We start from the raw sequence: 17,491 nt of genomic DNA on the forward strand, positions 1-17,491 counted from the left end.
TAAGAAGACAATTATCAGCATTTTCAAATTTTAGTTAGTGCGTAGAGATACGAACTGACACCAAATTTGCTTGGTGACAATAGCGTTTTGGACCCACCTGATCCCATGCCGAACTCAGTAGTGAAACGAAACAGCGCCGATGATAGTGTAGCATTTGTTATGTGAAAGTAGGTCATCGCCAGGCTCCAAATAAAGAAAGCCCGACTCATAGAGTCGGGCTTTTTTACGTCTGCAGGAAAGTGAAAAAGTGAGCAAGGTGCAAGGTGGTCAATGTCGCTCAGGCGTTCATCTGAAAGCGATATACCCTCATATATCGGTTGTCGCGATAAATCACGACCGACGGTTTTACAATCAACTTGCAGGTATTTTATTGTAGGTCAGGCTTTAGCTTGAAGGCATATACAGTATTCCCCAGAGCCCCATATACTCTCTTCGCAACGCATTTTCATGTCACGATAAATCACGATCTACAATAGGTTGACAGCAAGGGACTATATTTTTTCAGGATAGCTTGGTCTCTTGAACAGTAAATACAAACTCCATAAGTGAACAGCAACTTGTGCAAATTATTATCTTTATTGACTGGGCTATAACTAACTGTAACTATTATGCCTGCTAATGAGGTTGTTAAGGGAAGTGGTCGATATGTCTTGTATACAGGTTGTAATTATTGAGGATGAGAAAGCGATTGCTGATACGTTAATTCATACACTCGAAATGGATGGATTTAAAGTCGCCTGGTTTTCAACTGCTGGCGCGGGGCTTGAACATTTAAAAGCAATTAGTACTGATTTACTCATTTTGGATATTGGTTTACCCGATGCTAACGGTTTTGAGTTATGTAAGCAGATCCGAGAGTTTTCATCATTACCTATTATTTTTTTAACAGCCCGCAATGATGAAATAGATCGTGTAGTTGGTTTAGAGATAGGTGGTGATGACTACGTTACTAAGCCGTTTAGCCCTAGAGAAATGCTAGCTCGCGTGAAACTTCGTTTAAAACCACATCGTGTTTCGGCGCCACTGTTAGATTCCTTTCAAAGTAAACCTGTGCTTTATAGTGAAAACTACGATTATTATTATGCAAAGCAATCGCTTGGTCTAACTGCTTTGGAGTTTAAGGTACTCGATAAACTAGTCTCACAACCACGGCAGGTATTTTCTCGCGAGCAATTATTATCATCAGCTGAACTATGCCAAGAGAGTATGTATGCTCGTAATATTGATAGTCATATTAAAGCGATTAGAAACAAGTTACGCACAGCAGGTACAGATGAATTGATTCATACAAAGCGTGGCTTTGGGTACTTTTATGAGCCCGTTTAAACAGATTACTCAAGGGTTATCTCGATTTAAGCGCTGGCCTAAAATCCCTCTGGGGTTTAGATTATTTTTACTCTATTTTGTACTCGTTATATTAACAACTTACTTGGTTAGCTCTACTGTAATGCGCGAAATAAAACCAACGGTGCGTCAAGTAAGTGAAGAAACTCTCGTTGATATGGCTAATTTACTCGCTGTCATGGCCCGAGAAGATCTTGTTCAGGGTACATTGGTAGAAGGTAAGTTCGCTAAACAGATTAATTCATACGGTATGCGAGAGCCTAATGCGGCCATTTGGGGGATTAGCAAGCCTGCAATTAATCACCGTATTTATATTACTAATGCTGATGGAGTTGTTGTCCTTGATTCTTGGCAGCAAGATATAGGTAAAGATTTTTCGCGCTGGAATGATGTGTATCTGACATTACGAGGAGAATATGGTGCACGCTCTACAGCCTTGGATTCAAGTGATCCCCTTTCTACTGTGATGCATGTAGCTGCGCCGATTATCCATAATGAAAAAATCATTGGCGCTGTCACGGTAGCTAAAGCAAACCGATCGGTGCAACCATTTATTAATATGTCTAAGTACCGTGTATTAAGTTGGCTAGCGGTGATGAGTATATTGGCATTAATAGTAGGGGCTTTGATCGCTTGGCGGATCAATAGCGCTTTGTATAAGCTAGCTAATTATGCCGACAAAATAGGCCGGGGTGAAAAGGCCAATAAACCGACTTTTAGAGTATTTTATGAATATGGGTTACTCAGTGATGCACTTGAGAAAATGCGCCGTCAACTAGATGGTAAAAGCTATGTAGAAAACTATGTGCAAACTCTAACACATGAATTGAAAAGTCCATTATCAGCGATTAAAGGCGCGAGTGAGATCCTACAAACCCCGCTAAGTAATGATAAACAGCAGTTATTTGCTAGTAATATTGAATCAGAAACAGCACGAATGCAAAAGTTGATAGATAAGTTATTAGCATTAACGAAACTAGAGCAACTTCCTGAACTTGAAAAGCGAGAAGTTATTTTTATAGCCCCATTACTTGAGGCAATAAAGGGTTCTTTTATAGCTAAAGCCACTAATAAAAATGCCCTAATAACAATTCAATGTGACTCTAGTATGCAGTTAATGGGAGACCGCTTTTTAATACAGCAGGCTTTTTATAACATTGTTGATAATGCGTTCGACTTTTTATTCGAAAGCGGTCAAATCAATATCTTCGTAGAATTACGTCAGCGCATGGTGAGTATTAAAATTAGTAATACGGGCTCTTGTATTCCTGATTATGCGCTGTTGCGCATTACAGAGCGCTTTTACTCACTGCCTCGTGCTAACGGTAATAAAAGCACAGGCTTAGGTTTAAATTTTGTAGAGCAAGTCATTAAATTACATAAAGGGGAACTCACTATAAGTAATATTGAACAAGGGGTGTTGGTTGAGATCACAGTACCAACTCCATAAAAGCTCCACTTAAGACCCACCATAACTCCACATAGCTTCGTTACCATGTATACCCAAGCCACCTCAAGATGCAGAATTCAGCGTTTCACAGGGGCTTAATATCAAGGCGTTACTTTGAAACAATGGCAATCCCTTTTAAGAAGGAACAACGATGAGAGTAAGTCCCTGTGAAGCGCCCTGCGGGTTGGTTTTAAAGCGATTTATACTACGTTATTGATTTTAACAATAGAACCACTATTACTTGCAATCAATGCCTTGCCTAAATCGCTTTAAATTCCAACTGAAACTCGCATCTTGAGGTGGCTTGGGTATATTTAAATAATACATGGAGCGAATATAGATGAAACAAAAAATAGAAACAAAATTGTTGATAATCATAGGTTTAATTGTCCTGCTACTTATCCCAATTTTTATGATCCAAAATTTAATAGATGAGCGAGCTGATCTGCAAGATCAAGTTCAAGCAGATATTGCAAAAAGTAGTAGTGCTGAGCAACAAATTATTGGTCCTTTTATTCATGCTGAATATATTGAAACCAGCACTCGAGATGGTAAAACGATAGATCATGCCGTAAGTGTTTTGCTATTGCCTGAATCACTGAATATAGACAGCACATTATCAACATTCGAAAAATACCGGGGCATTTATAAAGCTCTTCTATATCGTTCAAAAAATAGGTTTGATGGTGTGTTTGATACAACGTCATTAAAACCATTAGCAGGCAAAAAAATAAAGCGGCTTAATCTTGTTATGGCCATTGCTGATATCCGAGGGATTGGGCAAGGCTCTCAAATAAGTATGAATGATCACACCTACAAATTGTTACCGGGTACGCAAATCGCACAATTACCAGAAGGGGTTCGTATTGAACTTGATTATGCAAGCATCATGGAAGCGCCTATTTTACCGTACCAAATTGACTTAAATTTGCAAGGTATGCGCAAACTTGCTTTAGCGCCTGTTGGCAAAGAAACCTCATTAACGATGCAAGCTGATTGGCCTCATCCAAGTTTTGTCGGCGACTACCTCCCAATTGAATCGAATATTTCACAGCAAAGCTTCTCAGCAAGTTGGCAAACAAATTATTTTGCCACGAACCTGCAGGAGTTATTTAACCATTGTTTATTTCAAAATGAATGTGCGCAATTTAAGCAGCGCAGCATGGGGGTTAATTTAGTTGATGGCGTAAATCATTATCTTAAAAGTTATCGCGCAAGTAATTATGCTTTACTCGTGATCTTACTGGTGTTTGCTAGTTTCTTTTTACTTGAGGTATTGCGTGGTGAGCCAATACACCCTGTACAATATGGTTTTGTCGGACTTGCTCTAGCTGTTTTTTATTTACTGTTGATTTCTTTAAGTGAGCATTTAGGGTTTAATCTGGCGTATCTTTTATCAGCTCTTTCATCCGCATTTTTACTCAGTATCTATGTTGCGGGCATGCTTAAAAATAGTAAACATGGTGGGTTTTTCTTCCTCGGTGTTGTGTTTTTATATGGTTTATTATTTGGCTTATTAAGTGCGGAAGATTATGCATTATTGATGGGCAGTGTATTGGTGTTTGCAGTACTCAGTTTGATTATGATGCTCACTCGAACCGTAAACTGGTATAGCACAAAGCCGCAAGCTGATAACGAGGTTACTTAAGTAACCTTCGCTCAAATAATAAAAGGGCTGATAATTTTATCGGCCCTTTTATGATTATTCAGAGTTCAGGTTTATTAACTATTAGACAAAAATACAGTTAGCTTTTCGCCTATTTTTAAATGGTCGCTTGAGAGATTATTCCATTGTTTTAGTTTATTTATACTGACTTTGTAATGCTTCGCGATTTTCCATAAGCTTTCTCCCGATTTTACTTTATGCTCAATTTCTTGATCGGCAAGTATAGGGAGGATCAATTTACTCCCCGCGCGAATGCGGTTACTCGTTAGGTTATTAAATGCTTTTAATTGATTCACACTGATCGCATAGCGTTTAGCTATCACACTGAGACTGTCACCAGATTGAATTGTATAATGCTGCCATTGACTGAAATCGTTACTTTTTTGACTTGCGAGCATGCTTTTAAATGCGGCTTGTTTATCTATAGGGACAACGATGTGCGGTGCATCAATAATAGCAGGAAAGCGGATCACGCCATTATTTAATGATTCTAGTTGTTGCCATTTATCTTTGTTATCTAAAATAACCGATCCCGATACAGGCACCACAGCAATAGCATTTTTATTTGGAATTACTGGAAATGCCATTTTCTGGCTTTTTAATAATTGCGCCGCAGCAAGTAATTTAGGTACGTACTGACTTGTTTGTTTTGGTAACTTTAAACTAAAAAAATCGGTCGGTTTACCCTGTTTTTTATTGTTACGAATTGCCCTCAATACACGTCCTTCGCCTAGATTATAGGCCGCAACAGTATGATACCAATCACCGTCAAAACGTAGATATAAATACTCCATAAAATCGAGCGCTGCGCGGGTACTATCTATAACATCCTGACGCCCATCGTACCAAGGAGATATGTGCACTTTAAAGTGCTTGGCAATTGCGGGAGTCAGTTGCCATAACCCTGAAGCATGTTTATGTGAATAGGCACTTGCATCAAAGTCACTTTCAATCAGCGGCATTAATGCCAATTCAATGGGTAACCCGCGTTTTTCGACTTCGTTTACAATATAGTAAAGGTAAGGTTCGGCTCGGCGGCTAATTTCATCCATATAGTTTGGGTGAGATAAATACCACGCTATGCGTTGCTGTACATCTGGGTGGCTTGAATTAGCAAAGCTTAACTGTACGCGAATACGTTGCCAAACATCATCTAGCGTTTGAGGGGCTAAAGGCGCTACCTGCTCAATCGCTTCACTTTGCTGACTAATAACGGAGCTTGGCTGTGCTGTAATAACTGTTTGAGGGGTTGGCTTTTCAGATGTGGTTTCACAGCCAGATAAAACAAAAATGAGCGGAAAAATACCGATATATCGATTAGAAAACACGTATGAAATCACTCCTAAAATGTCGATGAGGTCAGCCTAGCTAAAAACGAACGCTAGCTGGAGAGTACTAACAACACTAGGGCGTGTTGACCTTTGTGGATTGAAGTTTGTTCAATCTAGGGGCGATTTAATCGCGGCGCGAGGTTTGTAACCTAGCGGGCTAAGCAAAAACCGAGCAAAGCTTCCGCGTCCTGCTCACGCCCCTTACCTACATCCGTGTAGGTAACAAAGAGTCAATCGCCCCTAGGAAGAACCCTTTGGGCAGCGCATGTTTGGCATTTATACTGCGTTATCGCCTATTTATGGGGAACAACCACACACCATAGGCGCTGCCTTGCCTAAATACCAAACAGTCTGCTGCAAAATCAATCACGAAAGGTCAACACGCCCTAATATTACTATGTTAATTAGCATCTTAACCAAAGTTGGGGTTAATTAATATTTAAGTGAGTTTTAAATTGATCTTTATAACGTCGGGATAAATTAAGTACCTTACCCGTGGTTAGTTTTATTTCACTATCGCCGCTAGATAATGGTGTGATCGATTCAACTGCATCTAAGCGAATTGCATGAGAGCGATGAATACGGCAAAACCCTTGAGATTCTAAATTACTGCTAAGCTGAGTTAATGTAGCGCGAAGTGGGTAAATACGTTCTGCGCAGTGCAGGTTTACATAATTCCCAGATGATTCTAACCAGTCTATGTTGTTCACTTTAACGATAAACTCTTTACCGAGCTTTTTTACTAAAAAACGATCGAATTGGGTGGGGATAAGCTCTTCTTCATTATTTGCCAAAGTGGTCGCTTCCCCTATGATTTGAGCGAAAACATAACTAAATACTTTAATAACGACGATAAAAAACAAAAACGCCCACAGATCTTTGCGGTATTCATATAACAGCTCAAACCAATTCAGGCCAAAGTCATAAGCGCGCGCTTGTAGCCAATAGATAAGCTTGCGCAATCCAATCATCACCCCAACGTGCAGCACACAATAAAGTACAGATGCTGCAAAATATAAAGCGATTGAGCGGTTCACTGCTTGCCAATTAAAAGGATGGTGTTTTAGCAAGTATAAAAGAGCTGGTATGAGTAATAAGGTACTAACAGCGCTCGTGTATTCCCACACAAAAGGCTCCCACAACAGAAATGGTAATGCGCCATCGCGCTGCGCTTCCATAATTTGAGAGGTGGCGTTAATACTGTTGTTAATAAACACATACAATGCTAGAGAAATAGCGGCATACCATTTTTGGTAGTGTTGAAAGTGGTGTAGTTGAGCGCTATTTAATGTGTGCATACTTTACAGAGTTATCGCAAAAATTATTCCAATAAGCTTGAGCATAGCAAGCAGGTAATAATAGGCAATACTTTTCATCGGCTACCGTCCCTGTGAGCCACCGTTTATCCCTACGTATTGTTTTATCAGCCTTTTATACTGGGAATTAAGATTATCTTCACTACATTAATACACATATTAAGGTATGGATGTAAGTCATGGTCAAACAACTAAAAAATGGGCTAGGGAGTGTTTTTTCACCTTGGCGAAATGTGTTTAATCACTCTTGTGAAAGTTTACCGCGGCGCTATGAGCTCGATTGGCTAAGAGTGTTGGCATTTGGTTTACTTATTTTTTATCACACAGGTATGCTGTACAGCCAAAGCTGGGGTTTTCATTTCAAAAGCCAATATCTAAGCAGCGGTGTTGAAAATGCCATGCTATTACTATCGCCCTGGCGAATGGGACTGATTTGGTTTATCTCTGGCGTTGCACTGCGCTTCATTGCGGCGCGTTTGTCTTTTTGGGATTTTTTAGTTAGTCGCAGTATACTCATATTATTGCCCTTGCTTGTTGGGATCTGGTTTGTAGTTCCGGTACAGCTGTATGCGCAAATGTCACAAGAAAGTGGTTTAACGCTGAATTATTGGCAGTTTTATCAGGCATTTTTTGATTTATCACACCCGATTTTTAAAAATTATAGTGCCGGTATTTGGCCCCATGTTGATGTAAATCACCTTTGGTATTTACGCTCATTATGGCAATTTACCTTGTTGCTTGTGCTGATTTTACCTTTACTACATCTTTCTAAAGTTCAGGCTTTAATTACGTACTTGTGTGAGCAGTCACTGCTTATTATTTTCATTGTATTACTGTTGCCGCTTTGCGCGCTAAAATTGAGCTGGCCGAGTGATACGTTTCGTTATCCCATGGGCGCGTTGTTTTTACTTTATGGTTATTTGCTTGCGTGGCAGCCAGTATTTTATAACCAATTACTGCGCTGTTGGCGGGTGTTGCTAGGGCTATTTATTGTCGGTTATCTATTAGTTGTTGCGGGCTATCATATTATTTGGCAAAACCCTGCATCTAGCCAATGGCAAATCACTAGCATGGACATGCTTTATACCACCCAGCGTTTACTTGGTGTAGTACTGATGTTAGCCCTCGCACAGCGTTTTTTGAATCGCAACCATCCGATACTTAGCAAGCTTAATGGCGCCGTTTTCCCATTTTATATTTTACATCAAAGCGTGATCATCGCCTTGGCGTTTTGGTTTACGCCAATGCAATTGGGAGTAATCATTGAGCCTCTTGCTATCATCAGTCTTACTTTTATGATTTGTTGGTTTTTCTATGAAGTGATTAGCGGATTCGATGTTCTTTGCCCGTTGTTTGGTATAAAGCCTAGCGGGCAATACAGCAGAAAACTTCGCTTTTATGCGCGGTTGATTGGATTTGGGATTATTAGCCCGTTGATGTTGGTATTACTTATTTAGAAAGTGATTTAAGAAGTGATTTAGGGCTGAGTTAAGAGTTGCCCTGCATTATTAGTTGTCATAAAAAAACCATAAAACAGTAGCCCATTAGTCATACACATGTGATGCACTATGCCCCAATTAATTATCCAAAAAATTAAAAGGGTTTTTTCATGCTAAAACGTTCATTGCTCGCAATTTCATTACTTTGTGCTTTAACAGGGTGCTCGCTTGATGGCGACGACGGTTTAACTGGTCCGCAGGGAGAGCAAGGAGCTGCCGGTGTTGATGGTCAAAATGGAGTTGATGGGGGCGATGGCGCTAATGGTGAAAATGGTCAAGACGCGAATCGACTTTTAGATATTAACTTAGTTGGTCGCGCGGTACTAAATGCACAAAGCCCTGAAGGGGCAGCTGAAATTGTTGCTTACCAGGCTTCAAAAAAGTGGATTTATGCAATTAACAGCTCCGGTGATGTTGCCGTTGTAAATATTTTGCCAGCACAAAGCCTTGATAGCGCCGCCATGGTAAAAAATAATGAAGGCATTGTTACGGCAACTAATTTAACAAGCGCGATCACCATTACTTTAAATGATCACACCACCGGTGATGCAAACAGTATTGCAATTGATGAGAATAACCAGATCCTTGCTGTGGCAATGGCATCTAAAACGGTTGGTGAAGCAGGTTACATTGCCTTTTATAACATCGCAGGCGATGTCCCTGTTTTTATTAAAAATGTAATGGTTGGTGCATTGCCAGATATGGTGACATTCACCCATGACGGTAGCAAGGTAGTGGTTGCAAATGAAGGTGAGCCTGCAGGCGATTACAGTGTAGATCCACTTGGCAGTATTAGCATTATCAGTGTTAATAACGGGGCGATTGCAGATGCAGCTACAATGCTTGATTTTACAGCCTATAACGACAAACAAACAGAGCTAGAGGCACAAGGTTTTGTATTTGCCAATCCCACAGGGCGAACGATTAATGGCAAGGTTATTAATACAACGGTGGCAATGGATTTAGAGCCTGAGTATGTCAGTATCTCCAAAGATAACCGCTACGCGTACGTGTCTATTCAAGAAAATAACGGCTTGGCTGTGGTTGATTTAACAGACAACAGCCTAAAGTTGATGGGGCTTGGTTTTAAAGATTGGTCTAACTTGACCATGGATGCGTCAGATAAAGACGGCAAAGTTAATTTTCAGAAGTACCCAGGTTTATTTGGTATGTATCAGCCAGATACTATTTCCAGCTTTAGCTACAAAGGGGCAAACTTCATTGTCAGTGCAAACGAAGGTGATGGCCGAGAGTACTTTTTTGATGCAGCCAATGCCGCAGACTGTACAGCAAAAGGCGGTCTTGATTTTGACGATAAAGACGGCTGCTTGGCGTACATTGATGAGTCACGCGCAAAAGATTTAACGCTCGCGGCGAACTTCTCTTATCTGAATAACGACAATGACGATATTGGCCGTTTAAAAGTAACCACAGTGAAAGGCGATGCAGATAACGATGGGCAATATGAGCAGCTTTATACTTACGGTGCACGCTCATTCACTATTTGGGATAGCAATGGCTTAGTGGTATTTGATTCTGGGGATCAAATTGAGCGCATTACCGCATCTATCCATGGCAGCGCGTTTAATAACGATGAAGATACCAATGAAGGCGATACCCGCTCAGATGCTAAAGGGCCGGAGCCTGAAGCATTAGCGCTTGGTAAAGTTGGCGAGCGTTTATTTGCGTTTGTTGGATTAGAGCGTATGGGTGGCATTATGGTATACGACATCACCAACCCATTTGACGTTAAATACACTGATTATTTTTATAACCGTGGCACGACAGAAGGGGCAGATATCACTGGCGATTTAGCGCCAGAGGGCATGGCATTTGTACCAGCTGAGCAAAGTGCGACAGGCAAAGCATTGCTGATTGTAGGTAATGAAATATCAGGTTCAATAGCAGTATGGGAAATTGCACTTAAGTAATTATTTAACTTAAAAATGGCGCACATACACAGTGCGTCCTTTTATTTTCTAGCGCGTAAAGGTGTTTACTGTAGGGTTATATTTTAGGTTGTCGCCATAAATGACGACCTACAATGTAGGGCGTGCTTTAGCGCGAAAAGGTGTTTGCTGTAGGGTTATACTTTGGATTGTCGCCATAAATGACGACCTACAATGTAGGACGTGCTTTAGCGCGTAAAGGTGAATTTGGCTGTTTATGCTGTGTCGCCATAAATGACGACCTACAATGTAGGGCGTGCTTTAGCGCGTAAAGGTGTTTACTGTAGGGTTATACTTTAGGTTGTCGCCATAAATGACGACCTACAATGTAATGGCGTACTAAACAGTGCGCCATTTTATTATGTGGTTGAGTTATTCCAAAATTGGTTTTGGCGTATCGTCAAATGCACTATTTTTCACCAAACCTCGGCGTTTGTATTGCGCTAAAGTAAAACAAAACCCCGCTACAACTAACAACATCGCATTGACTAAAACCACATCTAATAATTGGTAACTGTGCGTGGTGTGTCCAAAAATAGTATTTATAAGGTCGTAAATAGGGCAAATTGTAAATAGTAATGCTGCAACAAATAACTGTTGTACCATCGCTAAACGAACGCGCTGGCGCTGCATACTATTAAATATTGCATGTAATAAACTGACTCCAATAGCACAAAAGAACAAGGTAGGCAGTAGTTCGGTTCGATCCCAGCTAATAGGAGTAAGCCGTGCGCCAATAAAGCTGCAGGCTACGGCGATTAATGTTCCTGTTGAAAGAGCTAAGGTCATGGCTTTTACAAAAGCTAATCCTCGCTTACTTTGTTGGCGGTTATTTTCTCGCTTTTCTAGCCAAATAAGGTTGCCGGATAAAATTAAATAACAACAACTAAACCCTAAAATAAAGTACACAAACTTAAGCGTGATCCCACCAAACTCGCCAAAATGTAGATTACTTAGTACAGTGTAAGTGGCTGCTGTAGGCGCTTGCTTTGAATTATACTCATCAATAAACGAGGCATCTTTAAGCTTATAAGTAAGGTATGTTGTGGGCACTAAACTGTTTTGCTCATGTAGCCTAACTTCTACCTCGCCATTTTCGTCTCCTGCACCATAAATGTTTATTATTTTAATAGCTTGGTTTGGGTACTGTGTTTGGGTTTTTTTGAGGATGACATCAACTTGGCTATTGTTTACAGCATTGCCAGAATATTCCACTTGAGGGAATTGAAAAAAGCCTGCCGTTTGTATTAAAGCAGGTATATCACCTTTAAAAACAGCAAAACCAAAACCTGCTTGTAGCACAATACTTAAATTAAACATAACCCCAGTCAGTGCAAAAACAAAGGTAAATGGCAGTGATGAAACACCAATTAAAGTATGCCCATCAAGGTAAGTATCTTTATTACGATTTGTACGGTATTGATAAAAATGACTGATCATTTTTTTCAATACCATACATAAACCAGACATCACCATCACAAAAAAGAGCAAGGTAATTACACCCACTATTTCAGTGCCATAAGGGAGTAATAAGCTGATATGTAAATTATAGAGCATGTCACTCAAATAAAAGGTATCAAGATCAAATGGTAGCTGCTGCCCTGTAACAGCATCAAAATTTAGCTGGTGGTCAACATGATGACCATCCGCAGTTTCAGTTTCGAACGCGGTGTAATAATAAGGTTGCTCTGCTGATGGTAGTGCAATTAATAAATTATGATGGGCAGGAATAGCAAAATTTTGAGCTGCGATATTATCTAGAATTGTTGATACAGGCACCACTTCACCCGAAGCGGCCGCAGGAGCATGATACTGGCTATCCCACTGTGTAATATTATGGCGGAAAAACGAAATTGAGCCGCACACAAATACAATCATTAATACGCCAGAGATAATTAACCCAAGCCACGCATGAGCATGTGTAAGGTTTTTTAAGGTCTCTTTATTCATACTGTTGGCCCCGTAGCAGTTAAAAATACGCCAATGAAGATAATAATGGTTGGAATGGCCGCCTTAGCAGCTCTTAACCATGCTTGTTTATTTGTATTTGCACCATAGCACCAAGTCATCACGCCAGCCCATGCTGATAAAGCGAATACCAATCCAAGCGCTAAAATAAGCCCGACTAGTTGAGGGAATATTAAGCTAATGATGCTTGGCACCAGTATCATTACAATTAAGCCACTTAACATTCCGGCAAATGTTTTATGCCACATGAGTTGCTCCTAATAAGTGAAATACCGCCGCGAGGCAGCAAAAAAAACCAACGCTTGGCCAAGCCCATTTAGGTCTGTGCGAGAGTAAAAAAACAGGGGCAGGAATAAAAAACATAAATAAAATGAATACGTAAAGAAGCGCAATAAAAATGCCTGTATTAGCAATAAGCATCAGCGATACAGTTAAAATTAATAAACCGGTCGTAAACAACAAGGTTAACCATTTTGGCGGTACACGCTGATTGGGGTTTATAAATTTTTGCCTAGGGCTTGCCCCATATAACAAAATGCCACACAGCCAATAAGCTGGTAGCAAAAAAAAGTAGCTCATTTCTATTCCTTTAAATATTATTTTTATATTGTTTAAACGACAAAAAGACGCCAGCTGAACTGACATCTTTTTAAACCAACTATCTGGCGCTTTGCAGAGGCTTACTCTCTGCAAAGCGCCTAGGTTCTGACCCTGTGAAGCGCTGAATCATGCATTTATACCCAAGCGACCTCAAGATGTGAGTTTCAGTTGGAATTTAAAGCGATTTAGGCAAGGCATTGATTGCAAGTAATAGTGGTTCTATTGTTAAAATCAATAACGTAGTATAAATCGCTTTAAAACCAACCCGCAGGGCGCTTCACAGGGACTCACTCTCATCGTTGTTACTTCTTAAAAGGGATTGCCATTATTGCAAAGTAACGCCTTGATATTAAGCCCCTGTGAAACGCTGAATGCTGCATCTTGAGGTGGCTTGGGTATACAAGGCTTAGGTAATTTTTACTTACAAATCAAATACACCACGAATATTAAGTGCAAACTCTCTTGGTTTTCCTAAATCAGGATTTCTGACTCCGTTTGAAGTGAAATATTCTTCATCCAGCAGGTTTTTGCCAATGAGGTAAACGCCTACAGATTCCCACTCATAGCCGATTTGTAAGTTCACTAAAGTACGTGCATCATTGTGTAGATCATAATAAGGGTCACCCGGCTTATCGCCATTACGTTCAGGGTTGATAGCAGTAGGTGCATTGCTTGCATAATTAAGGTTTAGGTTGGTAAAAAAGCCATTATCAGCTTGATAGGTTAAACCTAAATTATGGGTTCTTTGTGGAGCCATAAAGCGACGCCCAGATAAATCGGTTTCTTTAAAGCCATCAGCAACCGGGATGCTTATTTTAAAATTAGTAAACTCAGTGCCAGAGTAGCCAATGGCCGCATATGCCGTCAGGTTGTTGCTTACTAAATAATTCAGCTCTAGCTCAAAGCCTTGGACTTTTGAGCTTCCGGCATTTTTTGTTTCTCTATCATAGGTATTTGTAGATAGCTGCACATCAACTTGTTGATCTTTCCAATCAATGTAGAACAGATTGGCATTTACCGTTAACTTATTATCAAGCCAAGTTGAGCGGTATGAAAGTTCATAATTGTCTGTATATTCAGCATCATACTCAAAAATTTTACTAGTTGCTTGGTTTACACCTACGCCACCAGAACGGTAGCCTTTTTGGTAAGTGAAACTCGCTGTCGCATTATCATTAATGTGATAGCTGGCACCAATTTTAGGTAATAGAGTGTTAAATGATGCGTCTACCATTGGCGCTGTTTTTGATGCTTGTGCAGCAAAGGCCAACAGTTTATTGTTTATACCCGTAATAAGGGGGGTAATACCTTCAAGAGGAGTGCCTGAGTAATTGGCTGGGTTAGGCATTTTGTCTTGATTTAAAATAGTGTACTTAGCGTCATTAGCGTTGCTTTGTTTTTCTTTATCGAAGCGGATACCGGCAAGTAAATCCCATTGATTATTTAAATGCCATACACCATCGGCAAACAGTGCATAACTGGTTACTTCGCTGCTTAGCTGCGTATAAATTTCTGTTGTTGCGGGGTTAAATGCATCGTATTGGCTGTAAACTAAGTCAGCAATATTTTTTGGCAATTTAAACTGCGCTTGCAAGCCATCGCTAGATAAACCAAACCTGGATAACTGATAATGATTTAAGCCAGTGCTAGTACTCTCGCTGTCAGCGTTAAAATAGTAACCACCTAACACACCGCTAAAGCTATCATAATCAAACGTTAAGCGAAGTTCCTGACTTAACGTATCAATATTAGAGTCATTACTGCGAGTGCTGCCAGTATCGACTGTTGGCTCTATACCCCTTTTAGCCACATAATCAGAGTCCCAGACAAAGGAAGTGTCTACAGTTGAATAGGTAGTATAAGACGCAATCGATAAGTGATCGTCAATATCGTATTGCAACGTTAAAGAGGCAAGATCAGAGCTGGTTTTTCGTCTACGGGGATCATTAAAAACGGTTACGCGATTTTCAAAAGGGTTTTGACCTTCGGCAATTGCTAGTGTAGTCGTACCGTACGATCGCTCAGCATTCATTAGACTTAATTGGGCAGAGAACCCTTCTAAATTTGTGGGTTCATATAAAAACTTAAGGCGGTATGTGTGTTCATCAGAGGCACTGGCATCTGAATTATCAAATGTATTTTTTACGGTGCCGTCATCGCTGGTTTCTTCTGCACTAAAGCGAAATGCAAGTTGCTCATCAACAATACCACCTCCAATAGCAACACCTACATCCTGGTGGCCATGGGATCCTACGGTAAGTTTATACTTGCCTTGCCAGTCATAGGTTGGGTTTTGTGTATTTAAAATTACAGCACCCGCTAATGCATTTCTGCCTTGTAGTGTTGATTGCGGACCGCGTAAAACTTCAATTTGTTGCGCGTCCCAAGTTGAAAAAGCACCGGCTCTAACTAAGTCAGCAGGTAGGGGCGCACCATCAACATAAATACTGGCTAAAAAGCTATTACCACCGCCTGAAACATTAAAGCCATCAATACCGCGAATGCTAAAGCTGCGATTATTGTCACTATGCGTATTTGCAATATTAATCATTACATCATCAAAGCTGTTTATCTGTTGTTGCTCAAGTTGTTCAGGCGTTAAGACCGCTACACTGGTTGTTGTTTCTTGTAAAGAGCGGGCTATTTTTTGGCCTGTTACCATAATAGTTTCGATTTTTTTATCGCTATCAGGTGTCACTTGTTCGGCATGAGTAGTATGAGAGAGTATTACTGCTGGCAATAGAGCCATGTTTAATGCAACAGAAACTAACGAGCGTTTCATAGAGTCCTTCTTTTTTACAACATTTCATCTTGTGTTCACAATGGTAACATGTGGTTTTGCAAATCACTATCATTTGCATTGCCTTTTGTTCGGGTTTTGTAAAGAAGGAATAACCATATTGGGCAATAATCACACTATAAAATTAGTACACGTATAGTGATGAGCTGTGGCAAGATGAGAGAAATGTGGTAGTAAGTTGTGTTTTAGCGAAAAGTATAAATTCTAATTACCGTCATAAATGAATTACCGCCATAAATGACGGCCTATCATCCAAACACACACCTAAAGCATGCGCCTTGTGGCTTTTGCACATAAACTAAATCACCGCCGTGGTTGAGCATAATCTGCCTTGATAGGCTTAGGCCAATACCAGAACCTTGTTGCTTTGTGGTAAAGAAGGGCACAAAAATCATATCTATAACGTGTTCAGCAATACCTGGGCCGTTATCACTGATTTCAATGTAAAGCTGTTGGGCGCTATTTTGCGCGAGGGTGAGTTGAATTATGGGTGTTTTGTTTGAGTGCTGTGCGTTTTGTTGCTGATCCATAGCAAGTACTTCAAGTGCATTTTTTACTAAGTTAACCAGCACTTGCTCTATTTGGCTATTATCGAGCATCACCAGTTGCTGGCTACGAATCGCAAGCTCAAAAGTTGTGCCTTGGCTGAGTGCTTGCTGTTGGTGCAGCGCGACTATTTGTTCAAGTATATTAGCTAAATTGTATGGTGCTAAATTAGGTTTGGGTAAGCTACTAACTTGACGAAAACGTGCTATAAATTCGCCTAAATGCCCAGTACGTGACGCTAACGTGCTTAGTGCAAGCTGTAAGTCTTGCTTATCTTCAATATCATCAAAACACAGTTCTTGCGGTAATAAGGTTGTACACGTATGAGCTAGAGATGAAAGTGGCGTGATAGAATTTGCTATTTCGTGCGTTAGTACTTTAGTTAAGCGCTTATAGGCTTGCTGTTCTTTTAACTGCAATTGATCATGAATCGATTGTATGCTGACAACACGGCGAACTTTACCCTGAATTTCGGCGATACTTAGTTGAATTGACAATGTATCGTGTTGTTCACCTGTTTGCCAGTGTAGGGTGCTACGTACGTTTTGGTCGGCTTGTAAAAGTAGCTCACCCACCGCGCCTAATTCAGTTAAGTGCTTAAAGCTTTTGCCTAAAAGCTTATTTACAGCAGGGTTTGACTCAATAACTTGGCCGCTGTCATCAGAGACTAATACAGCCAAGTCGACATGAATTAATAATGCTTGTAAAAACTGTGCTTGTTGCTCGGCATTAAAGCGTGCGGTTTGCATTTGCTCTTTGACTTGATCGAACTGCTTACGCATTGGATGATACTGGCTAAGGCCTAAGGTACTATCGCCATTAGCGAGTGCGCGAATAACCATTTCGGCTTGTTTTTGCTGGCGAGTAAATAGTGTAAATAGATGGCCGATCAGCGCAATACTTATTAAGACAACTGATAGCAGCGTTGCCGAAAAGCCTTTATTAATAAACAGGTAGCATAATAGTGCACTGCAGCTGGTTAATGCGGCTAGGTTAAAGCCGAGTAAAAAATAAGGGCGCAT

At 40.4% G+C, this 17,491-nt stretch carries 11 protein-coding genes and 1 rRNA gene; 6 read left to right on the forward strand and 6 right to left on the reverse strand.

All coding sequences use genetic code 11. The annotated features are described in order from the left end of the window. Nucleotides 1–69: 69 nt before the first annotated feature. From rrf to creD, 4 genes are all read left to right on the forward strand, one after another. Nucleotides 70–184: ribosomal RNA gene (gene rrf, locus ADS77_RS10255) — 5S ribosomal RNA — on the forward strand. Nucleotides 185–645: 461 nt separating this feature from the next. Beyond that, entirely contained in the window at nucleotides 646–1,326 is a 681-nt protein-coding gene (locus tag ADS77_RS10260; RefSeq protein WP_054205792.1) for a response regulator, read from the forward strand. Then, nucleotides 1,313–2,794, forward strand: coding sequence for a two-component system sensor histidine kinase CreC (creC, locus tag ADS77_RS10265; RefSeq protein WP_054205793.1), 1,482 nt, complete (start codon nucleotides 1,313–1,315; stop codon nucleotides 2,792–2,794). Before ADS77_RS10260 ends, creC begins: the two co-directional genes overlap by 14 nt. Before the next feature lie 340 nt (nucleotides 2,795–3,134). Then, nucleotides 3,135–4,442, forward strand: coding sequence for a cell envelope integrity protein CreD (gene creD, locus ADS77_RS10270; protein ID WP_054205794.1), 1,308 nt, complete (start codon nucleotides 3,135–3,137; stop codon nucleotides 4,440–4,442). Nucleotides 4,443–4,516: 74 nt separating this feature from the next. Here creD and ADS77_RS10275 read toward each other — a convergent pair whose 3' ends face one another. After that, a complete protein-coding gene (locus ADS77_RS10275) occupies nucleotides 4,517–5,788 on the reverse strand; it encodes a LysM peptidoglycan-binding domain-containing protein (protein WP_054454253.1) in 1,272 nt (423 codons plus the stop codon). A gap of 431 nt (nucleotides 5,789–6,219) precedes the next feature. Then, nucleotides 6,220–7,089: a LytR/AlgR family response regulator transcription factor gene (locus tag ADS77_RS10280; protein ID WP_054454256.1), complete on the reverse strand. Its 870-nt coding sequence runs from the start codon at nucleotides 7,087–7,089 to the stop codon at nucleotides 6,220–6,222. A 197-nt stretch (nucleotides 7,090–7,286) separates the two neighbouring features. Between ADS77_RS10280 and ADS77_RS10285 the strand changes: the two genes are divergently transcribed. Further along, entirely contained in the window at nucleotides 7,287–8,564 is a 1,278-nt protein-coding gene (locus tag ADS77_RS10285) for an acyltransferase family protein (protein ID WP_082355661.1), read from the forward strand. 152 nt (nucleotides 8,565–8,716) lie between these two features. Beyond that, nucleotides 8,717–10,537, forward strand: a complete 1,821-nt coding sequence (locus ADS77_RS10290) for a choice-of-anchor I family protein (RefSeq protein WP_054454258.1) — start codon at nucleotides 8,717–8,719, stop codon at nucleotides 10,535–10,537. Nucleotides 10,538–10,927: 390 nt separating this feature from the next. Here ADS77_RS10290 and ADS77_RS10295 read toward each other — a convergent pair whose 3' ends face one another. From ADS77_RS10295 to ADS77_RS10315, 4 genes are all read right to left on the reverse strand, one after another. Continuing rightward, the gene (locus ADS77_RS10295; RefSeq protein WP_054454260.1) at nucleotides 10,928–12,505 is read right to left on the reverse strand and encodes a PepSY-associated TM helix domain-containing protein; all 1,578 of its coding nucleotides are present in this window, start codon (nucleotides 12,503–12,505) and stop codon (nucleotides 10,928–10,930) included. Beyond that, a complete protein-coding gene (locus tag ADS77_RS10300; RefSeq protein WP_054205799.1) occupies nucleotides 12,502–12,771 on the reverse strand; it encodes a hypothetical protein in 270 nt (89 codons plus the stop codon). The genes ADS77_RS10295 and ADS77_RS10300 overlap by 4 nt, the downstream gene beginning before the upstream one ends. A 773-nt stretch (nucleotides 12,772–13,544) precedes the next feature. Beyond that, a complete protein-coding gene (locus ADS77_RS10310; RefSeq protein ID WP_054454262.1) occupies nucleotides 13,545–15,905 on the reverse strand; it encodes a TonB-dependent receptor in 2,361 nt (786 codons plus the stop codon). 266 nt (nucleotides 15,906–16,171) lie between these two features. Further along, on the reverse strand, nucleotides 16,172–17,491 hold the full coding sequence (locus ADS77_RS10315; RefSeq protein WP_054454264.1) for a sensor histidine kinase: 1,320 nt from the start codon (nucleotides 17,489–17,491) through the stop codon (nucleotides 16,172–16,174).

This window comes from Pseudoalteromonas porphyrae (genome assembly GCF_001298125.1).
GTDB classification, from domain to species: Bacteria; Pseudomonadota; Gammaproteobacteria; order Enterobacterales; family Alteromonadaceae; genus Pseudoalteromonas; species Pseudoalteromonas neustonica.

Coding starts and splice junctions, on each gene's coding strand:
- ADS77_RS10290 (WP_054454258.1), top strand. CDS start 8,717: ATGCTAAAACGTTCATTGCTCGCAATTTCATTACTTTGTGCTTTAACA.
- ADS77_RS10310 (WP_054454262.1), bottom strand. CDS start 15,905: ATGAAACGCTCGTTAGTTTCTGTTGCATTAAACATGGCTCTATTGCCA.
- ADS77_RS10315 (WP_054454264.1), bottom strand. CDS start 17,491: ATGCGCCCTTATTTTTTACTCGGCTTTAACCTAGCCGCATTAACCAGC.
- ADS77_RS10300 (WP_054205799.1), bottom strand. CDS start 12,771: ATGTGGCATAAAACATTTGCCGGAATGTTAAGTGGCTTAATTGTAATG.
- ADS77_RS10295 (WP_054454260.1), bottom strand. CDS start 12,505: ATGAATAAAGAGACCTTAAAAAACCTTACACATGCTCATGCGTGGCTT.
- creC (WP_054205793.1), top strand. CDS start 1,313: ATGAGCCCGTTTAAACAGATTACTCAAGGGTTATCTCGATTTAAGCGC.
- creD (WP_054205794.1), top strand. CDS start 3,135: ATGAAACAAAAAATAGAAACAAAATTGTTGATAATCATAGGTTTAATT.
- ADS77_RS10285 (WP_082355661.1), top strand. CDS start 7,287: ATGGTCAAACAACTAAAAAATGGGCTAGGGAGTGTTTTTTCACCTTGG.
- ADS77_RS10280 (WP_054454256.1), bottom strand. CDS start 7,089: ATGCACACATTAAATAGCGCTCAACTACACCACTTTCAACACTACCAA.
- ADS77_RS10260 (WP_054205792.1), top strand. CDS start 646: ATGTCTTGTATACAGGTTGTAATTATTGAGGATGAGAAAGCGATTGCT.